The sequence below is a fragment of the Burkholderia sp. AU16482 genome, assembly GCF_002223285.1.
Lineage (GTDB): Bacteria > Pseudomonadota > Gammaproteobacteria > Burkholderiales > Burkholderiaceae > Burkholderia > Burkholderia semiarida.
Genome location: NZ_NKEY01000007.1, coordinates 165,573 through 190,524, shown reverse-complemented (window position 1 = coordinate 190,524; position 24,952 = coordinate 165,573). Strand labels below are relative to the sequence as shown.

Genomic DNA, 24,952 nt, shown 5'->3' with positions numbered 1-24,952 from the left:
GATTATGCGCGCGTGATTTCATTTTTGAAACATCAAATTGCCGAATTGAAATCGACGGCCGATGCACCGCCCTCGGCGGTTGCTTAAGAATCAGTGGGTTAGCGGCATTCCGCAAGCTGGCCCGGTCCTTGCTGTTATCAGGCATTCCATCAGGAGGCCGTTCATGAGCAATACGCATCTTCAAAGCGCCGGCGCGAAGTTCCGCGCGGCAGTCGCGGCCGAGCAGCCGCTGCAGGTGGTTGGCGCGATCACCGCGTACGCGGCCAAGATGGCGCAGGCCGTCGGCTTCAAGGCCGTGTACCTGTCGGGCGGCGGCGTCGCCGCGAACTCGCTCGGCATCCCCGACCTCGGCATCAGCACGATGGAAGACGTGCTGATCGACGCGACCCGGATCACCAACGCGACCGACCTGCCGCTGCTGGTCGACATCGACACGGGCTGGGGCGGCGCGTTCAACATCGCACGCACGGTCCGCTCGTTCATCAACGCCGGCGTCGCGGCCGTGCACCTCGAGGACCAGGTCGGCCAGAAGCGTTGCGGCCATCGCCCGGGCAAGGAAGTCGTGCCGACCGAGGAAATGGTCGATCGCGTGAAGGCCGCGGTCGATGCGCGTACCGACGACCAGTTCGTGATCATGGCGCGCACCGACGCGGCCGCCGCGGAAGGGATCGACTCGGCGATCGAGCGCGCGGTCGCGTACGTCGAGGCCGGCGCGGACATGATCTTCCCGGAAGCGATGAAGACGCTCGACGACTACCGCCGTTTCAAGGCCGCGGTGAAGGTGCCGATCCTCGCGAACCTGACCGAATTCGGCTCGACGCCGCTGTTCACGCTGGACGAGCTGCGCGAGGCGAACGTCGACATCGCGCTGTACTGCTGCGGCGCGTATCGCGCGATGAACAAGGCCGCGCTGAACTTCTACGAAACGCTGCGCCGCGACGGCACGCAGAAGGCGGTCGTGCCGACGATGCAGACGCGCGCCGAGCTGTACGACTTCCTCGGCTATCACGAATACGAACGCAAGCTCGACGAACTGTTCGCGCAGGGCAGGAAGTAACGCGGCCCGCACCCCCGATACCCATTGGAGAAGGAAAACATGAGCGAGACGAAAGACGCAGCAGCACCGGCCGCCGCAGGCGCATTCAAGCCGAAGAAGTCGGTGGCGCTGTCGGGCGTGACGGCCGGCAACACCGCGCTGTGCACGGTCGGCAAGACCGGCAACGATCTGCACTACCGCGGCTACGACATTCTCGACGTCGCCGAATCGTGCGAATTCGAGGAAATCGCGCACCTGCTCGTGCACGGCACGCTGCCGAACCTGACCGAACTGGCCGCGTACAAGACCAAGCTGCGCGCGCTGCGCGGCCTGCCGAGCGCGCTGAAGGCCGCGCTCGAACAGATCCCGGCGTCGGCTCACCCGATGGACGTGATGCGCACCGGCGTGTCGGTGCTCGGCACCGTGCTGCCCGAGAAGGACGACCACAACCTGCCGGGCGCGCGCGACATCGCCGATCGCCTGATGGCGTCGCTCGGCTCGATGCTGCTGTACTGGTATCACTTCTCGCATAACGGCAAGCGCATCGAGACGGAAACCGACGACGACTCGATCGGCGGCCACTTCTTGCATCTGCTGCACGGCAAGGCGCCGTCGAAGTCGTGGGTCGAGGCGATGCACACGTCGCTGATCCTGTACGCGGAGCACGAATTCAACGCGTCGACGTTCACGGGCCGCGTGATCGCGGGCACGGGCTCGGACATCTACTCGGCGATCACCGGCGCGATCGGCGCGCTGCGCGGGCCGAAGCACGGCGGCGCGAACGAAGTCGCGTACGAGATCCAGAGCCGCTACAGCTCGCCGGACGACGCCGAAGCCGACATCCGCCGCCGCGTCGAGAACAAGGAAGTCGTGATCGGCTTCGGCCACCCCGTCTACACGATCTCCGATCCGCGCAACAAGGTGATCAAGGGCGTCGCGCACAAGCTGTCGAAGGAAGCGGGCGACCTGAAGCTGTACGACATCGCCGAGCGCCTCGAATCGGTGATGTGGGACGCGAAGAAGATGTTCCCGAACCTCGACTGGTTCAGCGCGGTGTCGTATCACATGATGGGCGTGCCGACCGCGATGTTCACGCCGCTGTTCGTGATCTCGCGCACGTCGGGCTGGAGCGCGCACATCATCGAGCAGCGCATCGACAACAAGATCATCCGCCCGAGCGCGAATTACACGGGCCCGGAAGACCTGCAGTTCGTGCCGATCGAGAAGCGCTGAAACGCCCGCCGCGCGCGCCGGCGCCCGTGATGCGGGCGGCCCGCGCGTGCGGCGCGTCATTCCCCGAATTCCGCCCCACATCATGAATACCGCCAACCGCAAACCCCTGCCCGGCACGTCGCTGGACTATTTCGACGCGCGTGCCGCGGTCGATGCGATCGCGCCCGGCGCCTACGACACGCTGCCGTACACGTCGCGCGTGCTCGCCGAAAACCTCGTGCGCCGCTGCGATCCGGCAATCCTCGCCGATTCGCTGAAGCAGATCGTCGAGCGCAAGCGCGAACGCGATTTCCCGTGGTTCCCGGCGCGCGTGGTGTGCCACGACATCCTCGGGCAGACCGCGCTCGTCGATCTCGCCGGCCTGCGCGACGCGATCGCGGACGGCGGCGGCGATCCGGCGAAGGTGAACCCGGTCGTGCCCGTGCAACTGATCGTCGACCACTCGCTCGCCGTCGAATGCGGCGGCTTCGATCCGGACGCGTTCGCGAAAAACCGCGCGATCGAGGATCGCCGCAACGAGGATCGCTTCCACTTCATCGAGTGGACGAAGAAGGCGTTCGAGAACGTCGACGTGATTCCGCCGGGCAACGGCATCATGCACCAGATCAACCTCGAGAAGATGTCGCCGGTGATCCAGGCGCAGGACGGCGTGGCGTTCCCGGACACCTGCGTCGGCACCGACAGCCACACGCCGCACGTCGATGCGCTCGGCGTGATCGCGATCGGCGTCGGCGGGCTGGAGGCCGAGAACGTGATGCTCGGCCGCGCGTCGTGGATGCGCCTGCCCGACATCGTCGGTGTCGAGCTGACCGGCAAGCGCCAGCCCGGCATCACCGCGACCGACGTCGTGCTCGCGCTGACCGAGTTCCTGCGCAAGGAGAAGGTGGTCGGCGCGTATCTGGAATTCCGCGGCGAAGGCGCCGCGAGCCTCACGCTCGGCGATCGCGCGACGATCTCCAACATGGCGCCCGAATACGGCGCGACGGCCGCGATGTTCTTCATCGACGGCCAGACGATCGACTACCTGCGCCTCACCGGTCGCAGCGACGAGCAGGTGAAGCTCGTCGAGACGTATGCGAAGACGGCGGGCCTGTGGGCCGATACGCTCGCGAACGCGCAATACGAGCGCACGCTGACGTTCGACCTGTCGAGCGTCGTGCGCAACATGGCCGGCCCGTCGAACCCGCACAAGCGGCTGCCGACGTCCGATCTCGCCGCGCGCGGCATTGCCGGCCAGTGGGAAGAGAAGCCGGGCGAGATGCCCGACGGCGCGGTGATCATCGCCGCGATCACGAGCTGCACGAACACCAGCAACCCGCGCAACGTGATCGCGGCGGCCTTGCTCGCGCGCAACGCGAACGCGAAGGGCCTCACGCGCAAGCCGTGGGTCAAGAGCTCGCTCGCGCCCGGCTCGAAGGCGGTCGAGCTGTATCTGCGGGAAGCGAACCTGCTGCCCGAACTCGAAAAGCTCGGCTTCGGCATCGTCGCGTTCGCGTGCACGACCTGCAACGGGATGTCGGGCGCGCTCGATCCGAAGATCCAGCAGGAGATCGTCGATCGCGATCTTTACGCGACCGCCGTGCTGTCCGGCAACCGCAACTTCGACGGCCGTATCCACCCGTATGCGAAGCAGGCGTTCCTCGCGTCGCCGCCGCTCGTCGTCGCGTACGCGATCGCCGGCACGATCCGCTTCGACATCGAGAAGGACGTGCTCGGCCACGACCGGGACGGCCAGCCCGTCACGCTGAAGGACATCTGGCCGACCGACGAGGAGATCGATGCGATCGTCGCGTCGAGCGTGAAGCCCGAGCAGTTCCGCAAGGTCTACGAGCCGATGTTCGCGCGCAGCGCCGACGCCGGCGAGCGCGCGGCGCCGCTGTACGACTGGCGCGCGCAGAGCACGTACATCCGCCGCCCGCCGTACTGGGAAGGCGCGCTTGCCGGCGAGCGCACGCTGAAAGGCATGCGGGCGCTCGCGGTGCTCGGCGACAACATCACGACCGACCACCTGTCGCCGTCGAACGCGATCCTGCCGGACAGCGCGGCCGGCGAATATCTCGCGAAGATGGGCTTGCCGGAAGAAGACTTCAACTCGTACGCGACGCACCGCGGCGACCACCTGACCGCGCAGCGCGCGACCTTCGCGAACCCGACGCTCGTCAACGAGATGGCCGTCGTCGACGGCGTGGTGAAGAAGGGCTCGCTCGCGCGCGTCGAGCCGGACGGCAAGGTCATGCGGATGTGGGAAGCGATCGAGACGTACATGAATCGCAAGCAGCCGCTGATCGTGATCGCCGGCGCCGACTACGGCCAGGGCTCGTCGCGCGACTGGGCCGCGAAGGGCGTGCGGCTCGCGGGCGTCGAGGCGATCGCCGCCGAAGGCTTCGAGCGGATCCACCGCACGAACCTGATCGGGATGGGCGTGCTGCCGCTCGAGTTCAAGCCGGGCACCAACCGGACGACGCTCGGCATCGACGGCACCGAGACCTTCGACGTGATCGGCGAACGCACGCCGCGCACCGACCTGACGCTCGTGATTCACCGCAGGAACGGCGAACGTGTCGAGGTGCCGATGACGTGCCGGCTCGATACGGCCGAGGAAGTGTCGATCTACGAAGCGGGCGGCGTGCTGCAGCGTTTCGCGCAGGACTTCCTCGAATCGTCGCAGGCCGCCTGACCGGCGCACACAGGGATAACGCAAACATGGCTCACATTCCTCAAATCAGGATTCCCGCGACCTATATGCGCGGCGGCACCAGCAAGGGCGTGTTCTTCCGGCTGCAGGATTTGCCGGATGCCGCGCAGGCGCCGGGCGCCGCGCGCGACGCGCTGCTCTTGCGCGTGATCGGCAGCCCCGATCCGTACGGCAAGCAGATCGACGGGATGGGCGGCGCGACGTCGTCCACCAGCAAGACGGTGATCGTGTCGAAGAGCACGCGGCCGGGCCACGACGTCGACTACCTGTTCGGTCAGGTCGCGATCGACCGTGCATTCGTCGACTGGACCGGCAACTGCGGCAACCTGTCGGCGGCGGTCGGCCCGTTTGCGATCGCCGGCGGGCTGGTCGACCCGGCGCGCGTGCCGCGCGACGGCGTCGCGACCGTGCGGATCTGGCAGGCGAACATCGGCAAGACGATCGTCGCGCACGTGCCGATCGTGAACGGCGCGGTGCAGGAGACGGGCGACTTCGAGCTGGACGGCGTCACGTTCCCGGCCGCCGAAGTGCAGCTCGAGTTCATGGACCCGGCCGCCGAGGAAGAAGGCGCGGGCGGCTCGATGTTCCCGACCGGCAACCTCGTCGACGATCTCGCGGTGCCGGGCGTCGGCACGCTGAAGGCGACGATGATCAACGCGGGCATTCCGACGATCTTCGTCGAGGCGGAAGCGATCGGCTATACGGGCACCGAGTTGCAGGACGCGATCAACGGCGACGCGAAGGCGCTCGAGAAGTTCGAGACGATTCGCGCGCACGGCGCGTTGCGGATGGGCCTGATCGACACGCTCGACGAAATCGCGACCCGCCAGCACACGCCGAAGATCGCGTTCGTCGCGAAGCCGGCCGACTACGTCGCGTCGAGCGGCAAGCGCGTGAACGCAGGCGATGTCGACCTGCTGGTGCGCGCGATGTCGATGGGCAAGCTGCACCACGCGATGATGGGCACGGCGGCGGTCGCGATCGGCACGGCCGCGGCGATCCCGGGCACGCTCGTCAATCTCGCGGCGGGCGGCGGCGAACGCAATGCGGTGCGCTTCGGCCATCCGTCGGGCACGCTGCGGGTCGGCGCGGAAGCGCGGCGCGAGAACGGCGAATGGACCGTCACGAAGGCGATCATGAGCCGCAGCGCGCGCGTATTGATGGAAGGCTGGGTGCGCGTGCCGGGGGATGCGTTCTGATCGGTACCGCATCGCCCTGGAAGGGGCGTGCGACAAGCGATTTTCCCGCTTCGCCGGCTTCGCGGCCGGCGAAGCGGGCGGCCTGTCCGCCATGGGTGGGCCATCGCGCGATGCGGCCTCCGCAATCGCGATATTCCACGATGTTTCGATTCGAAAGAAAAATCCGGTCGTTGACGGCTGGATGATAAAAATATCCTGACCGTGGAAAACGATTTCAATTTACGTACCGCATGTGCGGCGTAATTTTCTTTCTTTTGGATATCGATTGACCCGGGTCGATGTCCAGTGAAATTGCACGTATTGAAACGTGATATAAGCGACGCTCCTGCCGGAAATTTCGATCATAAACACCCGCAGCCGACAGCATCGCATTCAACTGACCACACCTACCCGGCGGCGAAAACAAGACGACCGGGCCGATGGATTCGGATCCTGCTCTCACGCCGCGAGAGAAAGAAGTCGTGGATCTGCTGCGTCTCGGATTCAGCAACAAGGCCATTGCCGTTCACCTCGGAATCGGACTCGATACCGCGCGACGCCACGTAAGCCGCATCAAGCGAAAGACGGGTGTCCGATCCGTCATCGCATTGCCTGCCGGCGACCTGCCGGACGAGCCCGGATGGCTCGAGCGACTCGACCTGGGCGGTATCCGCCTGAGCCCGGCCGAATCCCGGGTGCTGCGGCTGCTGTGCCAGGGGCACGGCAGCAAGCAGATCGCACGCGTGCTTCAAGTCAGTCCCCGTACCGTCGACAAGCATCGCGAGCATTTACTCGATAAATGCGGCTGCAAATCGACGCGTCAACTGGTCGCCTGGATCGCCAGTCAATACGCGAAGTGTGGCATGGCCAATTTGTCCGGCGAATCCTAATCTGGGTCCATGCGCTGCACATTCGAATCGATGAATTGAGTCGTCGATAATTTTCGAATTTGAAATTGTTCAATTCACCAATAAAGAGGTGTCTTTGGTTTTTGTGCGCGATGCTCGCCGCGTGCAAGAGATTTATTTTCAGCGAGCTTATCCGAGGGGATCAGAAAATGAGCATTCTGAAAGTATGCCGTTGGCCGAAGGTCGGTGTTACCTGGGACGTCATTACCGAGGGGACCGGGGAGCTGAAGAAAAAGGCCGGCGAGAAGTTCTCCGTGACCGGGGTGAACAAGGACCAGCTGAGAACCGAAAGCACGTACTACGTGTATCAGGGCTCGCATGCCGACCAGGGCCAGAAGGTCGTGTGCAAGAGCCTCAGTCCGACCGGGAACGTGGCGGAGTTCCAGGTTCAGGCGCAGCTGTTCCAGGCGGAGGAATACGGCGTGCTCGTCCAGTCGTTCCAGAACGCGCTGGCGGCCGCGACGAAGACGGTCGATATCGGAATCGGCAAGAAGGACTTCGCGACGCTCAAGCAGGCCCGCTACAACCTGTGCTTCGCCAAGAAGGTCGGAGACGCGGCGTACAACGTGGTCTGGCGCGCATCGTTCGAGTATCTCGAGGACAACGAGTTCTCGTGGACGCCGATCTACCAGATCTTCGGAACGAACCGCTATCAGGACGGCATTTCGGTCAAGGCGTCGACCAAGAAGGTCTCGATCGGCCTTGGGGAGATCGTTACCCTCGACAAGTACGGCCAGTTCGGGGCGCCGTCGACGGGCGGCGACCCGACCGCGATCAACATGGAGAACGACTACGGCGACATCCACCCGGGCATCTGCCAACTGAGCACGGGTGTGGACGGCGAGGCCATCAGCACGCCGATCTACGCAGCCCCCGACGTGATGGTGTCCGGGGAGGCATCGTTCACGCCGATCGAGAAAGTGCTCGTGTGGTTCGAGCAGAACATCGAGACGTCGACGATCTTCTCGAAGGCGCGGTCGCGGAGCATCGAGATTGACCTCACGAATACGAATTCGACGGGGCGAGTGTACGAAGGCGGGCAATGGAAAACGCCGTGATCCTGCCGTGACCGACCGGGTTGTCGGCCGTTACGTCGAGATCGATCTCTCCGGCGTTTCGACGGCGGCCCGCGTGTATCGGGGGCGGTCCTGGATCATCCCCTGACGGCAGAGGCCGGCGACGTTTCGCCGGCCTTTTCGTTTGCCGTTCTGCCTGCCGCCTCACGGATTCGAACCGGACGTCGTCGATGCGCGAAAGCACGTCAGAATACGTGTATCCGGCGCACATGCCTGCCTGCGGTGAAGGCTCGCCTATCCCCGCTTCGATCGCATTCCCACGAGGTCGCCATGTCATTGAACGCACCGCTTTCCGGCATCCACATCGTCGAATTCGAAGGTCTCGGCCCCGGCCCGCTCGCAGGCTGGATGCTCGCCGGAATGGGCGCGCGCATCACGCTTGTCGCGCGTCCGTCGGGCCGCACGAGCGCACCGGACGCGCTGCGGGCCCGCGACGGCGACCTGCTGCGTGAAGGCAAGACGATCGTCGAACTCGACCTGAAGGCGCCGGCCGGGCGTGACGCCGCGCTCGACCTGATCGCGCAGGCCGATGCGCTGATCGAGGGCTTGCGGCCCGGCGTGATGGAGCGGCTCGGCCTCGGGCCCGACGTTTGCGCGCGCCGCAATCCGACGTTGGTCTACGGGCGCATGACCGGCTGGGGCCAGGATGGACCGCTCGCGGCCGCGGCCGGGCACGACCTGAACTATGTCGCGCTGACCGGGCTGCTGTCGCTGTCCGCGCCGCGCGACGGCCGGCCGGGCGTGCCGCCGACGATCGTCGGCGATGCGGGCGGCGCGCTCGGGCTTGCTTTCGGGATCGTCTGCGCATTGCTCGACGTGCGCGGCGGCGGGCCGGGCCGCGTGGTCGACGGCGCGATCGTCGACATCGTGTCGATGCTCGGGTCGCTCGCGCTGTGGGCACGCGCGAACGGGCAGCTCGACGGCGCGCAGCCGAGCCTGTTCCACGACGCGCCGTTCTACGACGTGTATCGCTGCGCGGACGGCGAATGCGTGACGATCGGCGCGCTCGAGCCGCCGTTCTATGCGCTGCTGGTCGAACGGCTCGGGCTGACCGACGTCGATCCCGCGTCGCAGTACGACCGGGCGCGCTGGCCCGCGCTGAAGGCGCGTTTCGCGGACGTGTTCGCGCAGCGGCCGTCCGCGCACTGGCGCGCGCTGCTCGAAGGCACCGACGCGTGTTTCGCGCCGGTGCTGAGCGTGGCCGACGCGGCCGTGCATCCGCACAACGCGGCGCGCGGGATCTATCGGACGGATGAGCGCGGGAACGTGCGGGCGAGGGTGGCGCCGCGGTTTTTGCCGTTGGCGGGGGATGACGCGGCCTAGCGGCGCGACTCAGGGGCCAGCCGGCCGCGATATTGCGCGCCGGTTGCTCAGGCCGTTCTCACGCCGTTTCCACCGGCGCATCCGGCATCTTGCCGTCGCCGACCCGATTGATCGTGCCTTGCGCGATCGCGACGAGCCGCTCGTGATCGCCGTCGATGACGAACACGTGGCACTGGCAGGTCGCCTGGTGCCGGCCCGCGTACACGAGCTTCGCGCGGGCGACGAGCGTACCGTTCACGGCCGGCCGCAGATAGTTGATCTTGTATTCGGCTGTGATCACGCGCGGGCCGAGCACGAGCGCGCCGGCGAAGGTCAGCGCGTTGTCCGCGAGATAGCTGATGACGCCGCCGTGCACGAAACCGTGCTGCTGCCGCAATTCCTCGCGCACTGGCAGACACAGCGACACTTCGTTGTCGCCGATATGCATCAGCTCCGTGCCCAGCAGCATGCTGAACGGCTGCGCGCGCAATGCGCCGCGCGCGTGGTCCGTGATGTCGGTCATCGAATTTCCTTCGAAATGAGTGCCCGCTTGCGCTGAACTCTAGGAAGGGGGTTCCGGATAAGCAAGGAAATTCGTCCGCATTTCGTGCAAATCCCGGTGCGATGCGACGCGATTATTGCGTCGAATACCGAAGATCTCCGCGTTTGCGGGCGATTCGACGCGAATGCGCGAGCGAAGCACGCGATTGGCCCGCGTTTCCGGCCGTTCCGCCTAAAGTCCGACGAAGAAATGCCGCTAATGCCGGGGCATTGCCTCATCGTCCGCTTTCCAGGAATCCCCCCATGTTCGGAAAAATCAAGCTCGCGTCGGGTCTGCTCGGCGTGTTGACCGTGTTCTGTCTCTTCCTGTTCGCGATCGAAGCGCTCGGTTTCTGGACGCTCGCGTCGACGCGCAGCGGCGTCGACGATCTGTCGAACGTCGCGATCGCGCAGGTCGACGCGGCCAGCCGCGCGACCGAGCAGCTGCTCGACGCGCGCATCAACCTGTCGCGCGCCGGCACGCGGATGGTGCGCGGCGGGCCGAAGCCCGAAGACATCATCCGCCACGCCGGCGCATCGCTCGCGGAAGCGGACAAGGCGTTCGCCGTGCTGACGGCCGCGCAGCCGGTCGACGAGACCAACCGCACGCGCGTCGCGGCGCTCACCGAGCGCTATCGCGCGCTGCGCGGCGCGTTGGGCGAACTCGTGCAGTTCCTCGACGCCGACAACATCCAGGCGTTCCTCGACCAGCCGACCCAGGGCTTCCAGGACGCGTACATCGCCGAGCTGCATCGCTTCACCGACTATGGCGGCACGTCGAGCCGCGCGGCGCTCGACACGATCGACGGCGGCATGCTGTGGTTCAAGTCGGTCGGCATCGTGCTGCTGGTGGCGATGCTCGCGGCGAGCGCCGCGATCTACGCGGCCGCGCGGCGCGCGGTCGTCGCGCCGCTGGAGCAGGCCGGCCGCCATTTCGAGCGGATCGCGCAGGGCCGTCTCGACGAAGCCGTGCAGGCGGGCGGCGTATTCGAGATCGACCGGATGCTGCGCGGCCTCGCCGCGATGCAGACGAGCATCGCGGGCACCGTGCGCACGGTGCGCCACGCGTCCGACGCGATTCACCTCGGCGCGGGCGAGATCGCCGGCGGCAACGCCGACCTGTCGGCGCGCACGGGCACGCAGGCCGCGTCGCTCGAGGAAACCGCCGCGAGCATGGAGGAATTGACCGCGACCGTCCGGCAGAACACCGACAGCGCCCGCGCGGCGAGCGCACTGGCCGACGCGGCGCTCGAAGCGACGAGCCACGGCGGCGGTGTGGTCGACAGCGTGATCGACCGGATGCGCGGTATCGCGCAGAGCTCGGGGCGGATCGCGGAGATCATCTCGGTGATCGACGGCATCGCGTTCCAGACCAACATCCTTGCGCTGAACGCGGCGGTCGAGGCCGCACGGGCCGGTGAACAGGGGCGCGGCTTCGCGGTGGTCGCGGGCGAAGTGCGCTCGCTCGCGCAGCGCAGCGCGCAATCGGCGAAGGAGATCAAGACCCTGATCGAGGATTCGGTCGCGCAGATCAACGGCGGCGCGGAGCTCGTCGAGCGTGCCGGCGACGCGATGCGCACGGTGTCGGCGTCGATCACGCGGGTCGTGCAGACGATGTCGGAGATCACGGCGGCGTCGGTCGAGCAGAGCGTGGGGATCGAGCAGGTGAACCAGGCCGTCACGCAGATGGATCAGCTCACGCAGCAGAACGCGGCGCTGGTCGAGCAAGTCGCGGCGGCGGCCGCGTCGCTGAACGACCAGACCGCGCACCTGATGCAGGCAGTGTCGGTGTTCGAGCTGGGCGACGGGCGCGCCGCCCGCGGCGATCGCGCGGCGCCGTCGCTTGCCGCGGCAGGTTACGAACCGGCCGGCAGCGCCGCGTAGGCGGTCGCGAGGTGGTAGGGCGTCGTCGACGGCATGTCGGCGCGCGACACCTGCCCGTCCGCCGTCTTGCACTCGAACCAGCCGCGCGGATGCAGGAAGCGCGCGGCGAACCGCTCGATCTGCCGCGCGAGCGGCGCGGAGGCCGGCGTGCCGCCGTGCGTCGCGAGCGCGCGCAGGTATTCGGTCTGCGCCCAGATCCGCTGCGTGCCGTCGATGCACGCGCCTTGCGCGTCGAGCGCCGCGCACACGCCGCCCGTTTGCGGATCGACGCCGTATTGCTCGGCGAACGCGAACGCGCGCGACAGCGCGGCGGGGAGCCCGGTCCGCGCGAGCCGCGCACCGGCCGCGTCGACCAGATAGAACCACTCGAACTGATGGCCGGGCTCGAAACGGTTGTCGGCCGCCCCGAGCGGCAGCTCGGCCACGCAGCCGGTCGCGGCATCGACGAACGTGCGCTCGACGGCCTGCGCGGTGCGCGCGAGCGCATCGTCGAACGCGGTGTCGCCGAACGCGTCCGCGGCCGCGAGCCACGCTTCGGTCAGGTGCATCAGCGGATTCTGCAGCGCGCCGCTGCCGGATGACGAGAAATCGGCGTGCCGTGCGGCATCGAGCAACGCGTCGCCGTGGCGCGGCGCGAAGCGGTCCTGGATCAGCGCGGCGGTGGCTTCGGCCACCGTGCGCGCGGCGGCGTCGCCCGACGCCGCATGCCACGCGGCGCACGCAAATACGATGAATGCGTGCGTATAGAGGTCCTTGGTCGTATCGAGCGGCGCGCCCTGCGCGTCGACACTGTAGATCCAGCCGCCGTGGCGCGGGTCGCGAAAGTGCCGGCACAGCGCATCGAACAGCGCGGCCGCGTGCGCGGTGTCGCCGGCCTGCGCGAACACGAACAGTTGCCTTGCGCACGCCATTGCGCGATAACGGGTCACGGGCAGCGGCGCGTGGGTGGCCGGATCGACGGCCTCGAACGGCAGTTGCAATGCCGGGTCGAACCCTGAACCCCGCCAGATCGGCAAGACGACGTGCGCGAAATGGTGGCGCAGTTGGGCGGCCTGGGCGGAAGCGGAGTCGGAAACGGACATGGTGGGGTTTTGAGCGCTTGGATCGAAACGTGTCGGCGCGGCCCGGAGAATCGGCGCGGCCGGGGCCAAGGATAAAACATTCCGCGCGGCCGGCACCAAAAAAAGGAGATAAATCGAATGCTCAGCAACCTGGAACTCGTGATGCGGCTCGTTCTCGCGGCGGCGCTCGGCAGCGTCATCGGCTTCGAGCGCGAGCGCCTGTCGTGGGCCGCCGGCCTGCGCACGCACATGCTGGTGTGTGTCGGCTCGACGCTGATCATGATCGTGTCGGCGTTCGGTTTCGCCGACGTGCTCGGCACCAGCGACCACATCGTGCTCGATCCGTCGCGGATCGCCGCGCAGGTCGTGTCGGGCATCGGCTTCCTCGGCGCGGGCTCGATCCTGCTGCGCGGCGAGATCGTACGCGGGCTGACGACGGCCGCGAGCCTGTGGTCGGTCGCCGCGATCGGGCTCGCCGTGGGCGGCGGGCTCTATGTCGCGGCGATTTCGGCGACGATCATCATTTTGATCATCCTCGCCGGCATCAAGCCGCTGGAGCGGCGTTATTTCACGGTGCGGCAGCGGCGCCAGCTTGCGTTGACGGTGGCGAGCGGCACGCTGACGTTCGATTCGCTGCACGCGGCGCTCGGCCCCGACAGTGCGCGCGTGAAGCAGTTCATCGTGCAGCGTGCCGACGACGCGGGCGAGCAGGACGAGGTGCGCATCGCGCTCGCGCGGGTGTCGGAAGGCGAATACAAGGCGATCTGCGACAAGCTGCGCGCGCTGCCGGGCGTCACGCGGTTCGACGGCGGGAATGGGTTGTCGAGTGACGAATAGCGGGCCTATCGGCACGAATGCGCTGGGCGGAGGGAGTCGTCGGTCCGGGGCGTTGGTTGATGCCGTCGAGCGCGACGGCAACCTGGACGTCGCTGGTGGAATGTCGTTGGCGTAATCGCAACCGTCAATCGGTAGTGGAGGCGCGATGATATCGGGCGACGTACTTTGCCTGAGCGATGATTTTCCCGTGCATCTGATAAGCGACGACCGCGGGACTTGCCGCCGGCGCCACGTCGATTTTTTCCACGTTCAGGGCGGACGCCGTCACGACATATCGATGCGACGCCCCCTGAGGCGGGCAGGGCCCACCGTATCTGGATTCGCCAAAATCCGTCAACGTTTCGACAGCGCCGCTCGGCATGAGCTTCGGATCGCCAGAAGCGCCTTTTTCGATCGACGACTCCGAAGGTGGAATATTGACGATCTCCCAGTGGGTCCAGCCAAGTCCCCCGGTCGGCGCATCGGGGTCGAAGATCGTCACGACGATGCTCTTCGTGCCGCGCGGAACGTGAGCCCACGAAATGCGCGGCGAAACGTTCTGACCGTGACAGCCGAAACCTCCGTACACGTGTTCGTTCGTAAAGTGCCCGCGATGGAGGCCATCGACCGTGATCGTGAACGGCTCCGCGCTGGCTGTCGCCGGGATGAACGCCAATGCCGTTGAGGTGGATAGAATCGCGGGCAAAAAAATCCTCGGTCGCATGACGTTGCTCCGTTGAAGGGTGAGAGTTCAGTACAACGGTATCCACGGTATCTTGTGGCGATTCGCGCCGGAAGGCGCATTCGCGAACCACGGTGTTGCCTTGGCTGCAACGTCGACGCGTAGCTACTGTCAACGTTTCTCTCGACCTGTTAGCCCTGAGCCGTCGCGACAGCCGGATCAAGGAGATGGGCAGACGGATCATTGACGACGCGTTGTGGAAACTGATCGAGCCACTTCTACCACCGGCCAAGCCCCCGTCGGTTCAAGTATCCGCGTCGCAAGCCCGTGCTGAATCGCGCAGCGCCGACGGGCATTCTGTTCGTGCTGAAGACCTGCATTCGCTGGCGCGATCTTCCTGCCAAAATGGGATGTGGCTCGTGCGTGAGTTGCTGGCTGCTGCCGCGGGACTGGCAAGAGGCTGCAGTCCGGGATGCATTTCACGCGTTGCTGCTGACCAAACTACTGCGAATCCCTGTCGATCCTCGCTTCCCTCGTGGCCGGGCCTTCGCACTGCGAATCGATACTCGCCTTTATGGTCGAAACATGTTCCAATTATTACAACATTGCATGCCACTTTTGATCCGATCATGGACGCCAATCCGGCCACGCAGTTTCCGTGTTCCAACGCCTCTCCGTCAGAGGGTCGCATCCTGACAGCCCTACCAGATACATGGAAACCCGCACCAGTGGCGTCACCGTGGGATGGGATTCAAGTACATAACTATCAGATCAGCGAAGAGGGAGAAGTACGGGATTTGCGATTCGAATCGAACCTGCTTCTTTGCTTGTATCGAAAACCCCACGAGCGGGTTGAAAGCCTCAATCGATTCGGCCGCTGGCAGCACGCCGATGCTTCAGATAGCAGTGTGGCGTATGGTCCACCTAATGCGGCGTTGAATTATCGATGGGGCGTCAACCTCGAGCAAAGCCATCTCATTATCAATATCGATTGGCTTCAGGGTACCTCCGGCCGGATGCCGATCCCGCTCCATGGGTGGTTTGCGGGTATCCACGATCGCATACTGGTGCAACTCATTGACGAGATCGTGCGGGACGCGTCGTCGGGCACGCCTACTGGCGTCGAACATGCCGAGTGGTTGGCGCTCTCGGCGCTTTACCGCTTCACGGCGCTGGCCCGAAATACCACATGGGAGTGCAACATGGGGCTCGCGGATGCGATTATGGACCGGGCATTGCAGTTCATTCACTCCGGGCTGGACTCAACGCTGCGAGTCCGGGAGATCGCTAGCGCCGCGGGCTTCGAGTCAAATTTGTATGGTTTCATGCGCCTGTTTGGAAAGTACACCGGTCTGCCACCACATCAATATGTGATGGAAGCACGCCTCGAGCGTGCGAAGAATATGTTGCTTCGAGGGCAGGGGAGCGTAACCGACGTGGCGCTGGCATGCGGGTTCAACAATATGAGCCATTTCTCGACCGCGTTCAAACGCCGGTGGGCTACGTCACCATCCCAGTTGATCAAGGGAAGCCGATGATCGTCACGGCGAGATATCACGTCGAAATCCGGCTCCCGGTCGGGAACAACACACGTTCCGTCCCGTAGGCCGCCTGTACGGAAAATTTATGAAACAAGCCTACAGCCTGCGCTGGTGGGTCGTGGCGCTCGGCTGCCTCGGTACCATCGTCGATTATCTGTCCCGCAACGCGCTTGGGGTGATGGCGCCGGAACTCAAGTTCATTTTGAACATGAGTACGCAGCAATACGCATACGTGGTCGGTGCATTTCAGGCAGGGTATTTAGTCATGCAACCGATATGCGGGCTGGTCATAGACTTGATCGGCTTGCGGATTGGCGTTGCAGTATTCGTAGGCATTTCGTCATTTGCAGGTATCTTGCACGGCGTGGCCGGTGGATGGCTATCGCTGGCTGCACTGCGTGCGGTAAAAGGCGCCGCCGATGCTGTCGCGATTCCCGCCGGGATGAAAATCGTTGCCGAATGGTTTCCGGATCACGAAAAATCGGTTGCGGTCGGTTATTTCAACGCTGGCACATCACTTGGCTCACTTTTTGCACCGCTGGTCGTCGTATTTCTGTCTCGCGAGTATGGCTGGCAAAGCGCATTCGCCATTACCGGCGCACTGGGTTTCGTATGGTCGACAATTTGGTATTTTGTCTACCGCTCGCCAGGGCAGTACCGCGGGATGGGCAAGAAGAACCAGATAGAGCCTCCCGGTAAACGAATGTCAGTCCGCACCGAGTGGCATGAAGGAATCCGGCGCATGTGGAAGGTCCTTGGAATGCGCCGTTTTTGGGCGATAGCCCAGGCGCGCTTCTTTGCCGAGCCCGTCTGGCAGACCCTGATTTTCTGGGTTCCGCTGTATCTGGCAACGGAACGGCACATGGACCTGAAGCAGATCGCGCTGTTTGCATGGCTACCCTTTCTTGCAGCCGACCTGGGTGGCCTTTTCGGCGGATACTTGTCGCCGTTCCTGATCAACCGCTTTCACGTATCGCTAATCGGATCGCGCGTCGCCGGTGTAGCGCTCGGAGCCGTTCTGATGTTCGGACCCGCGTGTATTGGCCTAGTTGCTACGCCGCTTCAAGCAATCGTTCTGTTCTGCATTGGTGGTTTTGCACATCAGATGATCTCCGTACTTCTCAATACGCTGTGTGCAGACGTCTTCGAACCTGATGAGGTAGGTACTGCAGCGGGACTGGCCGGTACGGTGGCATCGATTGGAGGTCTTGGATTTTCGTTGCTGTTGGGTTCGACTGCCGACCGGTTCGGATATGGGCTTTTCTTTGGAGCATTTGGAGCCTTCGATCTGATTGGGGCGACGATACTCTTCATCCTTTTGCGTGGCGTGACGCGCCGGACTCAGGTAGCCACGGAAGACAGGACCTTCCAATAGTTGCACCGATCGTGGAGTCCGGCGGCTCTGCACGCCAATGAGTGCCGCGTTCCGCCGTGTGTGGCCCGGGAAGTAGACGATGCAGTGGTTCATGACTGAGGGTGTTGCTTAAATCTTCTCGAGTCTATATCCAAAGGTGTATACCGACTGCAGCAGGAGGCCATGCTCCCCATTGAGTCGCAACTTGTTTTTCACTCGATATATATGGGTGTCAAGCGACCGTGAGGACGTGTCGCCTGCGTCTCCCCAGACAAACGTTATCAGGTGGTCGCGGGGAACGACACGCCCGACATTTCTGAAAAGCGTGGCGATGATCTCGAACTCCTTCTTTGTCACTTTAACCGGCTCGTTGTTGATGAAGATATTTCGGCCGCCGCGTGGAATCAGGTAATTTCCGACCGAGACGGAGTCATCTGATTCTTCGGAGATGTTCGTGCGCCGGATTACAGCGTTTACTCTGGCGATAAAATCTTCTTTGCTCATCGGCATGCGGATCCAGTCATCTGCTCCAGCGTTGAGAACATCCGCGGTGGAACAGTCCGACAATACGCCGGATAAAGTCAAGACGGGAATTTTCTTGCCGAGGTTATGCCGAACCCAGCGGACGAGGTCGAGCCCCGACATGGCCGGCGCAGTCAATTCGAAGATAACGAGGTCGAACATCGCTTGTTGAAGGGCGCGCACAGCCTGGGCGCCGTTCTTGACGACGACCACATCATTTTCGCGTTGCTGACAGAGAAGACGCGCGAGATCACCATATACTTCTCGCTCGTCCAAAAACAAAATCTTCATATATCGTTCGTGTGAAGCGAGTATTTCACCTTTGTATGGTGGAAATCCGCCGATTTCGATTGGGGTGTGGTTCTGGTTCTGAGTTAAATCAAATATGTTCGATGATCAAATGCGTTTCTGAAATTCTAATCTTGTAACAAATGATCGCGGCCCGTTTGAACGGGCGGCAGTGGCTCACCAGAGCTGAGGCTTCCCTGAGTCTCATCATGAGCGGGCGGGCTCAGCAAAAATTCTTTCCTGTTTTTTCCTTTAATCCAGTGCGGTTCGCGGCCGACCCCTGACCAAGTACATCCAGAGGCAGGATCGTAGTATTTGGCCCTTCTTTTTCGCTGGCGTTGATGTTCAGGGGGGAACACATCGCGTGCGGTCAAGTTAAACAGTTTCACGCACATTCGAATCTCTGATATCACGGCATCAATCATTTTCAGTTTCTCGATCTCAAGTTCGTGATCAAGCCGTTTCTTCAAATCGAGGTAATTTTGATAGGTCTGCATTGACGTATCCTAAAAAAGTGGAGGCAAATTATCTGCACGGCTGACGTTTCCTCAAGCAATGGCGAGAGGCGGCGGGGCATTCTCTAAATTCACCCGGACGCCGCCGCTATCAGTGCAGCCGGATATAGCTGATGCGCATACTCGCCCATTGATTACTCCGTGCGATCAGATGTCGGTTCATAGATGTCTGTCTTTCTGAAATATTGTCACGCTTCGCCGTGCCGTGCTTTTTGAATTTTTGCTGACCTCGTGGGTGTGAGAAAAATTTGAAAACATTAGACAGAACGGCTGTCGCTCGGAGAAAGGGCGGGGCTGGCGTGACGCACTGCCAGTCACTTTGGAGTGGTGGCTTGTTTCAATCGAGTGCCAATAAATTAGACGGTTGGCGATATTGGAATTGACGAACCTTTACACATATTCACCGTGTTGGTGCATTTTCGTGAAAATTGTTCAGCCCTGGGCCAGATGGTCAATTGGAAAATCGTCGCTAGCCGGTGAGTGGGTTTGGCATTTAGCTCGCCGTTGAAATGTCGACATTTTTTAATTTGTCAGATTTATGTGAAAGGGTCGATTGGCGGAAGCTGCGGCTCGATATCGACGGGGATCTAAATGAACAAGAGTTACAGGACAATTTGGAACGAGGCGCTTGGCGCTTGGGTGGCCGCCTCTGAAAACGACTCGGCTCGCGGAAAGCCGAACAAGAGAAGCGTAGTTGCGCTGATGGCCCTCGCGCTGATTGCGTCCCCGCATACTGTTCTGGCGCAATATTCGGCGGGCTTGGGAGCGGCCACTCAAACAGGTGCGATCGCAATTGGTGGCAATAGCGGGATCACGAATGCATCGACTGCTGGGGACATTGCAATTGGTTCAGCTGCGGCAGCGAATTCAGGTTCGAACGTGATTGGGACCATGGGGCCGGCGGTTGCCATTGGTTGGGGCGCTACCGCGACGAATCTATATGCGACAGCGCTTGGTGCGTTTGCGACCGCCGCCCAATCGCACGCCACGGCGATTGGCGGTCGGGCTGTTGCGCTTGTTGACAGCGCCACGGCAATTGGTTACGGGGCCACCGCTGAAGCCCTAAACTCTGTGGCTTTAGGTAATGGGTCGATAGTCGATGCTTTAATTACTGCGCCGATCGGGACGACAATTAACGGTATCCAATATATTTTTGCCGGGGGGGGCAGCAATGGGGTAGTTAGTGTGGGTGCCCCTGGTGCCGAAAGAACCATCACCAATGTTAATGCAGGGCAGATATCGGCCACTAGTACTGACGCGATCAACGGGTCGGAGCTTTATGCGACGAATCAGGCGATTACTGCTGTCGCTTCGAGCGTGACAAGCCTGTCTACTGCGGCTGCTGGTGCTGTATCCGCAAGCAGTTCAATCGCGTCCCTCTCGACAGGACTCAGTTCAACCAACAGTTCCGTGACGTCGCTGTCGACGTCAACCTCCAGCGGGATCAGCACCGCGCAAAGCGGCGTCACTTCGTTGTCGACAAGTCTGAGTTCGACCAAAAGCACGGTGACGTCGCTGTCGACGTCGGCTTCCACCGGGATCAGCACTGCGCAAAGTGGTGTGACGTCGTTATCGACGGGTCTGAGTTCGACGAATAGCGCGGTAGCCTCGCTGTCGACGTCGGCGTCGACCGGGATCAGCACGGCGCAAAGCGGCATGACGTCGTTGTCGACGGGGCTAAGCGCGACGAATAGCTCGGTGACTTCGCTGTCGACGTCGGCCTCGACCGGGATCAGCACCGCGCAAAGCGGCGTCACGTCGTTGTCGACAGGTCTGAGCGCGATGAATAGCTCGGTAGCCTCGCTGTCGACGTCGGCTTCCACCGGGATCAGTACGGCGCAAAGCGGGGTCACGTCGTTATCGACGGGTCTGAGTTCGACGAATAGCACGGTGACCTCGCTGTCGACGTCGGCGTCGACCGGGATCAGCACCGCACAAAGTGGTGTGACGTCGTTGTCGACGGGTCTGAGCGCGACGAATAGCTCGGCGACCTCGCTGTCGACGTCGGCGTCGACCGGGATCAGCACCGCACAAAGCGGCGTCACGTCGTTGTCGACAGGTCTGAGCGCGACGAATAGCACGGTGACTTCGCTGTCGACGTCGGCCTCGACCGGGATCAGCACCGTGCAAAGCGGCGTCACGTCGTTATCGACCGGTCTGAGCGCGACGAATAGCACGGTGACTTCGCTGTCAACGTCGGCTTCCACCGCGATCAGCACGGCGCAAAGCGGCGTCACGTCGTTGTCGACGGGCCTGAGCGCGACCAATAGCTCGATGACCTCGCTGTCGACGTCGGCGTCGACCGGGATCAGCACCGCACAAAGTGGTGTGACGTCGTTGTCGACAGGTCTGAGCGCGACGAATAGCTCGGTGACCTTGCTGTCGACGTCGGCGTCGACCGGGATCAGCACCGCGCAAAGTAGTGTGACGTCGTTATCGACGGGGCTGAGCTCAACGAATAGCTCGGTGACCTCGCTGTCGACGTCGGCGTCGACCGGGATCAGCACCGCACAAAGTGGTGTGACGTCGTTGTCGACGGGTCTGAGCGCGACGAATAGCACGGTGACCTCGCTGTCGACGTCGGCGTCGACCGGGATCAGCACCGCGCAAAGTGGCGTGACGTCGTTGTCGACGGGGCTGAGCGCGACCAATAGCACGGTGACCTCGCTCTCGACGTCGGCGTCGACGGGGATCAGCACGGCTCAAAGCGGCGTCACGTCGTTGTCGACGGGTCTGAGCTCGACGAATAGTTCGGTAACGTCGCTGTCGACGTCGGCTTCGACCGGGATCAGCACCGCGCAAAGCGGTGTGACGTCGTTGTCGACGGGTTTGAGCGCGATGAATAGTTCGGTGATGTCGCTGTCGACGTCGGCATCGACCGGGATCAGCACTGCGCAAAGTGGCGTGACGTCGTTGTCGACGGGTCTGAGCGCGACGAATAGCTCGGTAGCGTCGCTGTCGACGGGCGTAGCAAATTCTGTGCAGTATGACAACGCAGCGCATACGTCGGTGACGTTGGGTGGTGTCGGCGCGACTACGCCGGTCACATTGACTAACGTCGCCGCAGGCGTGAATCCAACCGACGCGGTGAACTACAGTCAGTTGAGTTCACTGTCGACATCAGCGTCAACGGGCCTTTCGTCGGCGACCAGCTCGATCACGTCGCTGTCGACGTCGACTTCGACCGGGATCAGCACCGCGCAAAGCGGTGTGACGTCGTTGTCGACGGGTTTGAGCTCGACGAATAGCTCGGTGATATCGCTGTCGACATCGACTTCCGCCGGGATCAGCACCGCACAAAGTGGTGTCACCTCGTTGTCGACGGGTCTGAGCGCGACGAATAGCACGGTGACCTCGTTGTCGACGTCGGCGTCGACCGGGATCAGCGCCGCACAAAGTGGCGTGACGTCGTTGTCGACGGGTCTGAGCGCGACGAATAGCACGGTGACCTCGCTGTCTACGTCGGCATGGACCGGGATCAGTACCGCGCAAAGCGGCGTTACTTCGTTGTCGACCGGTCTGAGCTCGACCAATAGCGTGATTGCTTCGCTGTCGACCGGCGCAGCAAATTCCGTGCAGTATGACAATGCAGCACATACGTCGGTGACGTTGGGTGGTGTCGGCGCGACTACGCCGGTCACATTGACTAACGTCGCCGCAGGCGTGAATCCAACCGACGCGGTGAACTACAGTCAGTTGAGTTCACTGTCGACATCAGCGTCAACGGGCCTTTCGTCGGCGACCAGCTCGATCACATCGTTGTCGACGTCGACCTCGACGGGCATCAGCTCGTTGTCGACCGGGTTGAGCACGACCGACAGCACGGTGACGTCGCTGTCGACGTCGACTTCGACGGGCATCAGCTCGTTGTCGACCGGCTTGAGCACGACCGACAGCACGGTGGCATCGCTGTCGACCTCCACGTCGACGGGCCTGTCGTCGGCCAACAGCTCGATCACGTCGCTGTCCACGTCGACTTCGACCGGCATCAACTCGCTGTCGACTGGCCTGAGCTCGACCGATAGCACGGTGGCATCTCTGTCGACTTCCACGTCGACGGGCCTGTCGTCGGCCAATAGCTCGATAAGCTCGCTGTCCACGTCGACTTCGACGGGCATCAGTTCGCTGTCAACTGGCCTGAGCTCGACCGATAGCACAGTGGCATCTCTGTCGACTTCCACGTCGACGGGCCTGTCGTCGGCCAACAGCTCGATCACGTCGCTGTCCACATCGACCTCGACCGGCATCAACTCGCTGTCGACTGGCCTGAGCTCGACCGATAGCACGGTGGCATCTCTGTCGACTTCCACGGCGACGGGCCTGTCGTCGGCCAATAGCTCGATCAGCTCGCTGTCCACGTCGACGTCGACGGGCATCAGTTCGCTGTCAACTGGCCTGAGCTCGACCGACAGCACCGTGACGTCGCTGTCGACCTCGACGTCGACCGGCTTGTCGTCGGCCAATAGCTCGATCAGCTCGCTGTCCACGTCAACGTCGACGGGCATCAGTTCGCTGTCGACCGGCCTGAGCTCGACCGATAGCACGGTGTCGTCGCTGTCGACTTCCACATCGACGGGCCTGTCGTCGGCCAATAGCTCGATCAGCTCGCTGTCCACGTCGACGTCGACGGGCATCAATTCGCTGTCGACCGGCCTGAGCTCGACCGACAGCACCGTGACGTCGCTGTCGACCTCGACGTCGACCGGCTTGTCGTCGGCCAATAGCTCGATCAGCTCGCTGTCCACGTCGACGTCGACGGGCATCAGTTCGCTGTCGACTGGCCTGAGCTCGACCGACAGCACCGTGACGTCGCTGTCGACCTCGACGTCGACCGGCTTGTCGTCGGCCAATAGCTCGATCAGCTCGCTGTCCACGTCGACGTCGACGGGCATCAGTTCGCTGTCAACTGGCCTGAGCTCGACCGATAGCACGGTCTCGTCGCTGTCCACGTCGACGTCGACTGGCATCAGTTCGCTGTCGACCGGCCTGAGCTCGACCGACAGCACCGTGACGTCGCTGTCGACCTCGCTGTCGACCGGCTTGTCGTCGGCCAATAGCTCGATCACGTCGCTGTCCACCTCGACTTCGACCGGCATCAACTCGCTGTCGACTGGTCTGAGCGCGACCGATAGCACGGTCTCGTCGCTGTCCACGTCGACCTCGACGGGCATCAGTTCGTTGTCGACGGGCTTGAGCACGACCGACAGCACGGTGACGTCGCTGTCGACGTCGACCTCGACGGGTATCAGCTCGTTGTCGACGGGCTTGAGCACGACCAACAGCACGGTGACGTCGCTGTCGACGTCGACGTCGACGGGCATCAGTTCGTTGTCGACAGGCTTGAGCACGACCAACAGCACGGTGACGTCGTTGTCGACCTCGACGTCGACAACCGTCAACTCGCTGTCGACGGGATTGAGCGCGACCAACAGCAACCTGGCATCGTTGTCGACGTCAACGTCGACGGGCATTGGCTCTCTGTCGACCGGCCTTAGCACAACCGGGAGCAGCGTCGCGTCGCTGTCGACGGGGCTGAGCACGACGAACAGCAACGTGGCGTCACTGTCGACATCCGCATCCACCGGAGTCAGCTCACTGTCGACGGGCCTGAGCACGACCAACAGCAGTGTAGCGTCGCTGTCGACGTCAACGTCGACCGGCCTCAGTTCGACAAACAGCAGTATTGCCTCGTTGTCGACGGGATTGAGCACGACCGACAGTAACGTGACGTCGCTCTCGACCGGACTGTCCACAACCAACGACAGCCTGGCATCGCTTTCAACCGCAGTGGCGCCGCTCACGTCGATCAAGACCCAGACGACGGACGGTAGCACCGCCATCGGCACCGGGGCCACCGCGGCACCGAACTCGACGGCCGTCGGTCAAGGCGCATCTGCGTCCGGAACGAACTCGACCGCGGTGGGTGAAGGGGCGGTTGCATCCGGGCAAAACTCGACTGCCGAGGGGCAGGGCGCGATCGCCTCGGGCGCTAACTCGAAGGCGGATGGTCAGGCCGCAGCCGCGACAGGAGACAACTCGACTGCATTGGGCCAGGGATCGACTGCTTCGGGAGCCAATACGACTGCGGTAGGACAGGGCAGTGTCGCGAGCGCTTCGAATGCCGTGGCAATCGGTGTCGGTTCGGTGGCTTCGCAGCCCAACACGGTGTCGTTCGGATCGCCCGGCAATGAGCGTCGGTTGACGAACGTGGCGCCTGGCATCAACGGAACGGATGCAGCGAACATGAACCAGTTGTGGGGTGTCCAGTCGACCGTCAATGAGGTAGCACGTCGTGCCTACTCCGGGATCGCCGCGGCAACC

General features: G+C 63.2%; 17 protein-coding genes and 2 pseudogenes. 14 read left to right on the top strand and 5 right to left on the bottom strand.

Going from position 1 to position 24,952, the window contains the following annotated elements; all coding sequences use genetic code 11:
- Positions 1 to 163: 163 nt before the first annotated feature.
- The 8 genes from prpB to CFB35_RS27765 all read left to right on the top strand — a co-directional run bounded on the left by prpB (position 164) and on the right by CFB35_RS27765 (position 9,449).
- Positions 164 to 1,057 (top strand): methylisocitrate lyase, encoded by an 894-nt coding sequence (prpB, locus tag CFB35_RS27795; RefSeq protein WP_059581788.1) that lies wholly within the window; start codon positions 164 to 166, stop codon positions 1,055 to 1,057.
- 39 nt (positions 1,058 to 1,096) lie between these two features.
- On the top strand, positions 1,097 to 2,269 hold the full coding sequence (prpC, locus tag CFB35_RS27790; RefSeq protein ID WP_059644323.1) for a 2-methylcitrate synthase: 1,173 nt from the start codon (positions 1,097 to 1,099) through the stop codon (positions 2,267 to 2,269).
- Between the two features lie 82 nt (positions 2,270 to 2,351).
- Positions 2,352 to 4,946 carry a Fe/S-dependent 2-methylisocitrate dehydratase AcnD gene (gene acnD / locus CFB35_RS27785; protein WP_089465854.1) on the top strand — a complete coding sequence of 865 codons (2,595 nt, stop codon included), beginning with the start codon at positions 2,352 to 2,354 and terminating at the stop codon, positions 4,944 to 4,946.
- Between the two features lie 26 nt (positions 4,947 to 4,972).
- Positions 4,973 to 6,163 (top strand): 2-methylaconitate cis-trans isomerase PrpF, encoded by a 1,191-nt coding sequence (gene prpF / locus CFB35_RS27780; RefSeq protein WP_060032935.1) that lies wholly within the window; start codon positions 4,973 to 4,975, stop codon positions 6,161 to 6,163.
- Positions 6,153 to 6,362 (top strand): hypothetical protein, encoded by a 210-nt coding sequence (locus CFB35_RS34670; protein WP_124860187.1) that lies wholly within the window; start codon positions 6,153 to 6,155, stop codon positions 6,360 to 6,362. The genes prpF and CFB35_RS34670 overlap by 11 nt, the downstream gene beginning before the upstream one ends.
- 220 nt (positions 6,363 to 6,582) lie before the next feature.
- On the top strand, positions 6,583 to 7,032 hold the full coding sequence (locus tag CFB35_RS27775) for a response regulator transcription factor (protein ID WP_081083368.1): 450 nt from the start codon (positions 6,583 to 6,585) through the stop codon (positions 7,030 to 7,032).
- Between the two features lie 167 nt (positions 7,033 to 7,199).
- Positions 7,200 to 8,108, top strand: coding sequence for a hypothetical protein (locus CFB35_RS27770; RefSeq protein WP_060317894.1), 909 nt, complete (start codon positions 7,200 to 7,202; stop codon positions 8,106 to 8,108).
- A 288-nt stretch (positions 8,109 to 8,396) separates the two neighbouring features.
- On the top strand, positions 8,397 to 9,449 hold the full coding sequence (locus CFB35_RS27765; RefSeq protein ID WP_089465853.1) for a CaiB/BaiF CoA-transferase family protein: 1,053 nt from the start codon (positions 8,397 to 8,399) through the stop codon (positions 9,447 to 9,449).
- Between the two features lie 58 nt (positions 9,450 to 9,507).
- Here the strand turns inward: CFB35_RS27765 and CFB35_RS27760 are convergent, their stop codons facing one another.
- Positions 9,508 to 9,951, bottom strand: a complete 444-nt coding sequence (locus CFB35_RS27760; protein ID WP_006480333.1) for a PaaI family thioesterase — start codon at positions 9,949 to 9,951, stop codon at positions 9,508 to 9,510.
- 281 nt (positions 9,952 to 10,232) lie between these two features.
- Here CFB35_RS27760 and CFB35_RS27755 point away from each other — a divergent pair, with 281 nt between their 5' ends.
- On the top strand, positions 10,233 to 11,852 hold the full coding sequence (locus CFB35_RS27755) for a methyl-accepting chemotaxis protein (RefSeq protein WP_089465852.1): 1,620 nt from the start codon (positions 10,233 to 10,235) through the stop codon (positions 11,850 to 11,852).
- On the opposite strand, the gene CFB35_RS27750 is transcribed toward CFB35_RS27755, so the two are convergent.
- A complete protein-coding gene (locus CFB35_RS27750; RefSeq protein ID WP_089465851.1) occupies positions 11,825 to 12,934 on the bottom strand; it encodes an AGE family epimerase/isomerase in 1,110 nt (369 codons plus the stop codon). The two genes, CFB35_RS27755 and CFB35_RS27750, sit on opposite strands and share 28 nt — an antisense overlap.
- Before the next feature lie 117 nt (positions 12,935 to 13,051).
- Here CFB35_RS27750 and CFB35_RS27745 point away from each other — a divergent pair, with 117 nt between their 5' ends.
- Positions 13,052 to 13,750, top strand: a complete 699-nt coding sequence (locus CFB35_RS27745) for an MgtC/SapB family protein (RefSeq protein ID WP_089465850.1) — start codon at positions 13,052 to 13,054, stop codon at positions 13,748 to 13,750.
- 124 nt (positions 13,751 to 13,874) lie between these two features.
- Here CFB35_RS27745 and CFB35_RS27740 read toward each other — a convergent pair whose 3' ends face one another.
- Positions 13,875 to 14,453 carry a YbhB/YbcL family Raf kinase inhibitor-like protein gene (locus CFB35_RS27740; RefSeq protein ID WP_089465849.1) on the bottom strand — a complete coding sequence of 193 codons (579 nt, stop codon included), beginning with the start codon at positions 14,451 to 14,453 and terminating at the stop codon, positions 13,875 to 13,877.
- A gap of 185 nt (positions 14,454 to 14,638) precedes the next feature.
- Between CFB35_RS27740 and CFB35_RS27735 the strand changes: the two are divergent.
- The 3 genes and pseudogenes from CFB35_RS27735 to CFB35_RS27725 form a co-directional block, all read left to right on the top strand.
- Positions 14,639 to 14,915: pseudogene (locus CFB35_RS27735) on the top strand (transposase); the annotation flags it as partial.
- 125 nt (positions 14,916 to 15,040) lie between these two features.
- Positions 15,041 to 15,949 (top strand): AraC family transcriptional regulator, encoded by a 909-nt coding sequence (locus CFB35_RS27730; RefSeq protein WP_179231801.1) that lies wholly within the window; start codon positions 15,041 to 15,043, stop codon positions 15,947 to 15,949.
- A gap of 88 nt (positions 15,950 to 16,037) precedes the next feature.
- Complete coding sequence (locus CFB35_RS27725; RefSeq protein WP_089465847.1) at positions 16,038 to 17,327, top strand: MFS transporter; 1,290 nt, start codon at positions 16,038 to 16,040, stop codon at positions 17,325 to 17,327.
- Between the two features lie 108 nt (positions 17,328 to 17,435).
- Here the strand turns inward: CFB35_RS27725 and CFB35_RS27720 are convergent, their stop codons facing one another.
- Entirely contained in the window at positions 17,436 to 18,119 is a 684-nt protein-coding gene (locus CFB35_RS27720) for a response regulator transcription factor (protein ID WP_089465846.1), read from the bottom strand.
- Positions 18,120 to 18,244: 125 nt separating this feature from the next.
- Positions 18,245 to 18,613, bottom strand: a complete 369-nt coding sequence (locus CFB35_RS27715) for an H-NS family nucleoid-associated regulatory protein (RefSeq protein WP_089465845.1) — start codon at positions 18,611 to 18,613, stop codon at positions 18,245 to 18,247.
- Between the two features lie 609 nt (positions 18,614 to 19,222).
- Between CFB35_RS27715 and CFB35_RS34665 the strand changes: the two are divergent.
- Positions 19,223 to 24,940: pseudogene (locus tag CFB35_RS34665) on the top strand (ESPR-type extended signal peptide-containing protein); the annotation flags it as partial.
- Positions 24,941 to 24,952 lie beyond the last annotated feature (12 nt).

What these genes read in the sequence shown, in the direction of transcription:
- prpB (WP_059581788.1), top strand. Translation starts at nt 164, where the DNA reads ATGAGCAATACGCATCTTCAAAGCGCCGGCGCGAAGTTCCGCGCGGCA.
- prpC (WP_059644323.1), top strand. Translation starts at nt 1,097, where the DNA reads ATGAGCGAGACGAAAGACGCAGCAGCACCGGCCGCCGCAGGCGCATTC.
- acnD (WP_089465854.1), top strand. Translation starts at nt 2,352, where the DNA reads ATGAATACCGCCAACCGCAAACCCCTGCCCGGCACGTCGCTGGACTAT.
- prpF (WP_060032935.1), top strand. Translation starts at nt 4,973, where the DNA reads ATGGCTCACATTCCTCAAATCAGGATTCCCGCGACCTATATGCGCGGC.
- CFB35_RS34670 (WP_124860187.1), top strand. Translation starts at nt 6,153, where the DNA reads ATGCGTTCTGATCGGTACCGCATCGCCCTGGAAGGGGCGTGCGACAAG.
- CFB35_RS27775 (WP_081083368.1), top strand. Translation starts at nt 6,583, where the DNA reads ATGGATTCGGATCCTGCTCTCACGCCGCGAGAGAAAGAAGTCGTGGAT.
- CFB35_RS27770 (WP_060317894.1), top strand. Translation starts at nt 7,200, where the DNA reads ATGAGCATTCTGAAAGTATGCCGTTGGCCGAAGGTCGGTGTTACCTGG.
- CFB35_RS27765 (WP_089465853.1), top strand. Translation starts at nt 8,397, where the DNA reads ATGTCATTGAACGCACCGCTTTCCGGCATCCACATCGTCGAATTCGAA.
- CFB35_RS27760 (WP_006480333.1), bottom strand. Translation starts at nt 9,951, where the DNA reads ATGACCGACATCACGGACCACGCGCGCGGCGCATTGCGCGCGCAGCCG.
- CFB35_RS27755 (WP_089465852.1), top strand. Translation starts at nt 10,233, where the DNA reads ATGTTCGGAAAAATCAAGCTCGCGTCGGGTCTGCTCGGCGTGTTGACC.
- CFB35_RS27750 (WP_089465851.1), bottom strand. Translation starts at nt 12,934, where the DNA reads ATGTCCGTTTCCGACTCCGCTTCCGCCCAGGCCGCCCAACTGCGCCAC.
- CFB35_RS27745 (WP_089465850.1), top strand. Translation starts at nt 13,052, where the DNA reads ATGCTCAGCAACCTGGAACTCGTGATGCGGCTCGTTCTCGCGGCGGCG.
- CFB35_RS27740 (WP_089465849.1), bottom strand. Translation starts at nt 14,453, where the DNA reads ATGCGACCGAGGATTTTTTTGCCCGCGATTCTATCCACCTCAACGGCA.
- CFB35_RS27730 (WP_179231801.1), top strand. Translation starts at nt 15,041, where the DNA reads ATGGACGCCAATCCGGCCACGCAGTTTCCGTGTTCCAACGCCTCTCCG.
- CFB35_RS27725 (WP_089465847.1), top strand. Translation starts at nt 16,038, where the DNA reads ATGAAACAAGCCTACAGCCTGCGCTGGTGGGTCGTGGCGCTCGGCTGC.
- CFB35_RS27720 (WP_089465846.1), bottom strand. Translation starts at nt 18,119, where the DNA reads ATGAAGATTTTGTTTTTGGACGAGCGAGAAGTATATGGTGATCTCGCG.
- CFB35_RS27715 (WP_089465845.1), bottom strand. Translation starts at nt 18,613, where the DNA reads ATGCAGACCTATCAAAATTACCTCGATTTGAAGAAACGGCTTGATCAC.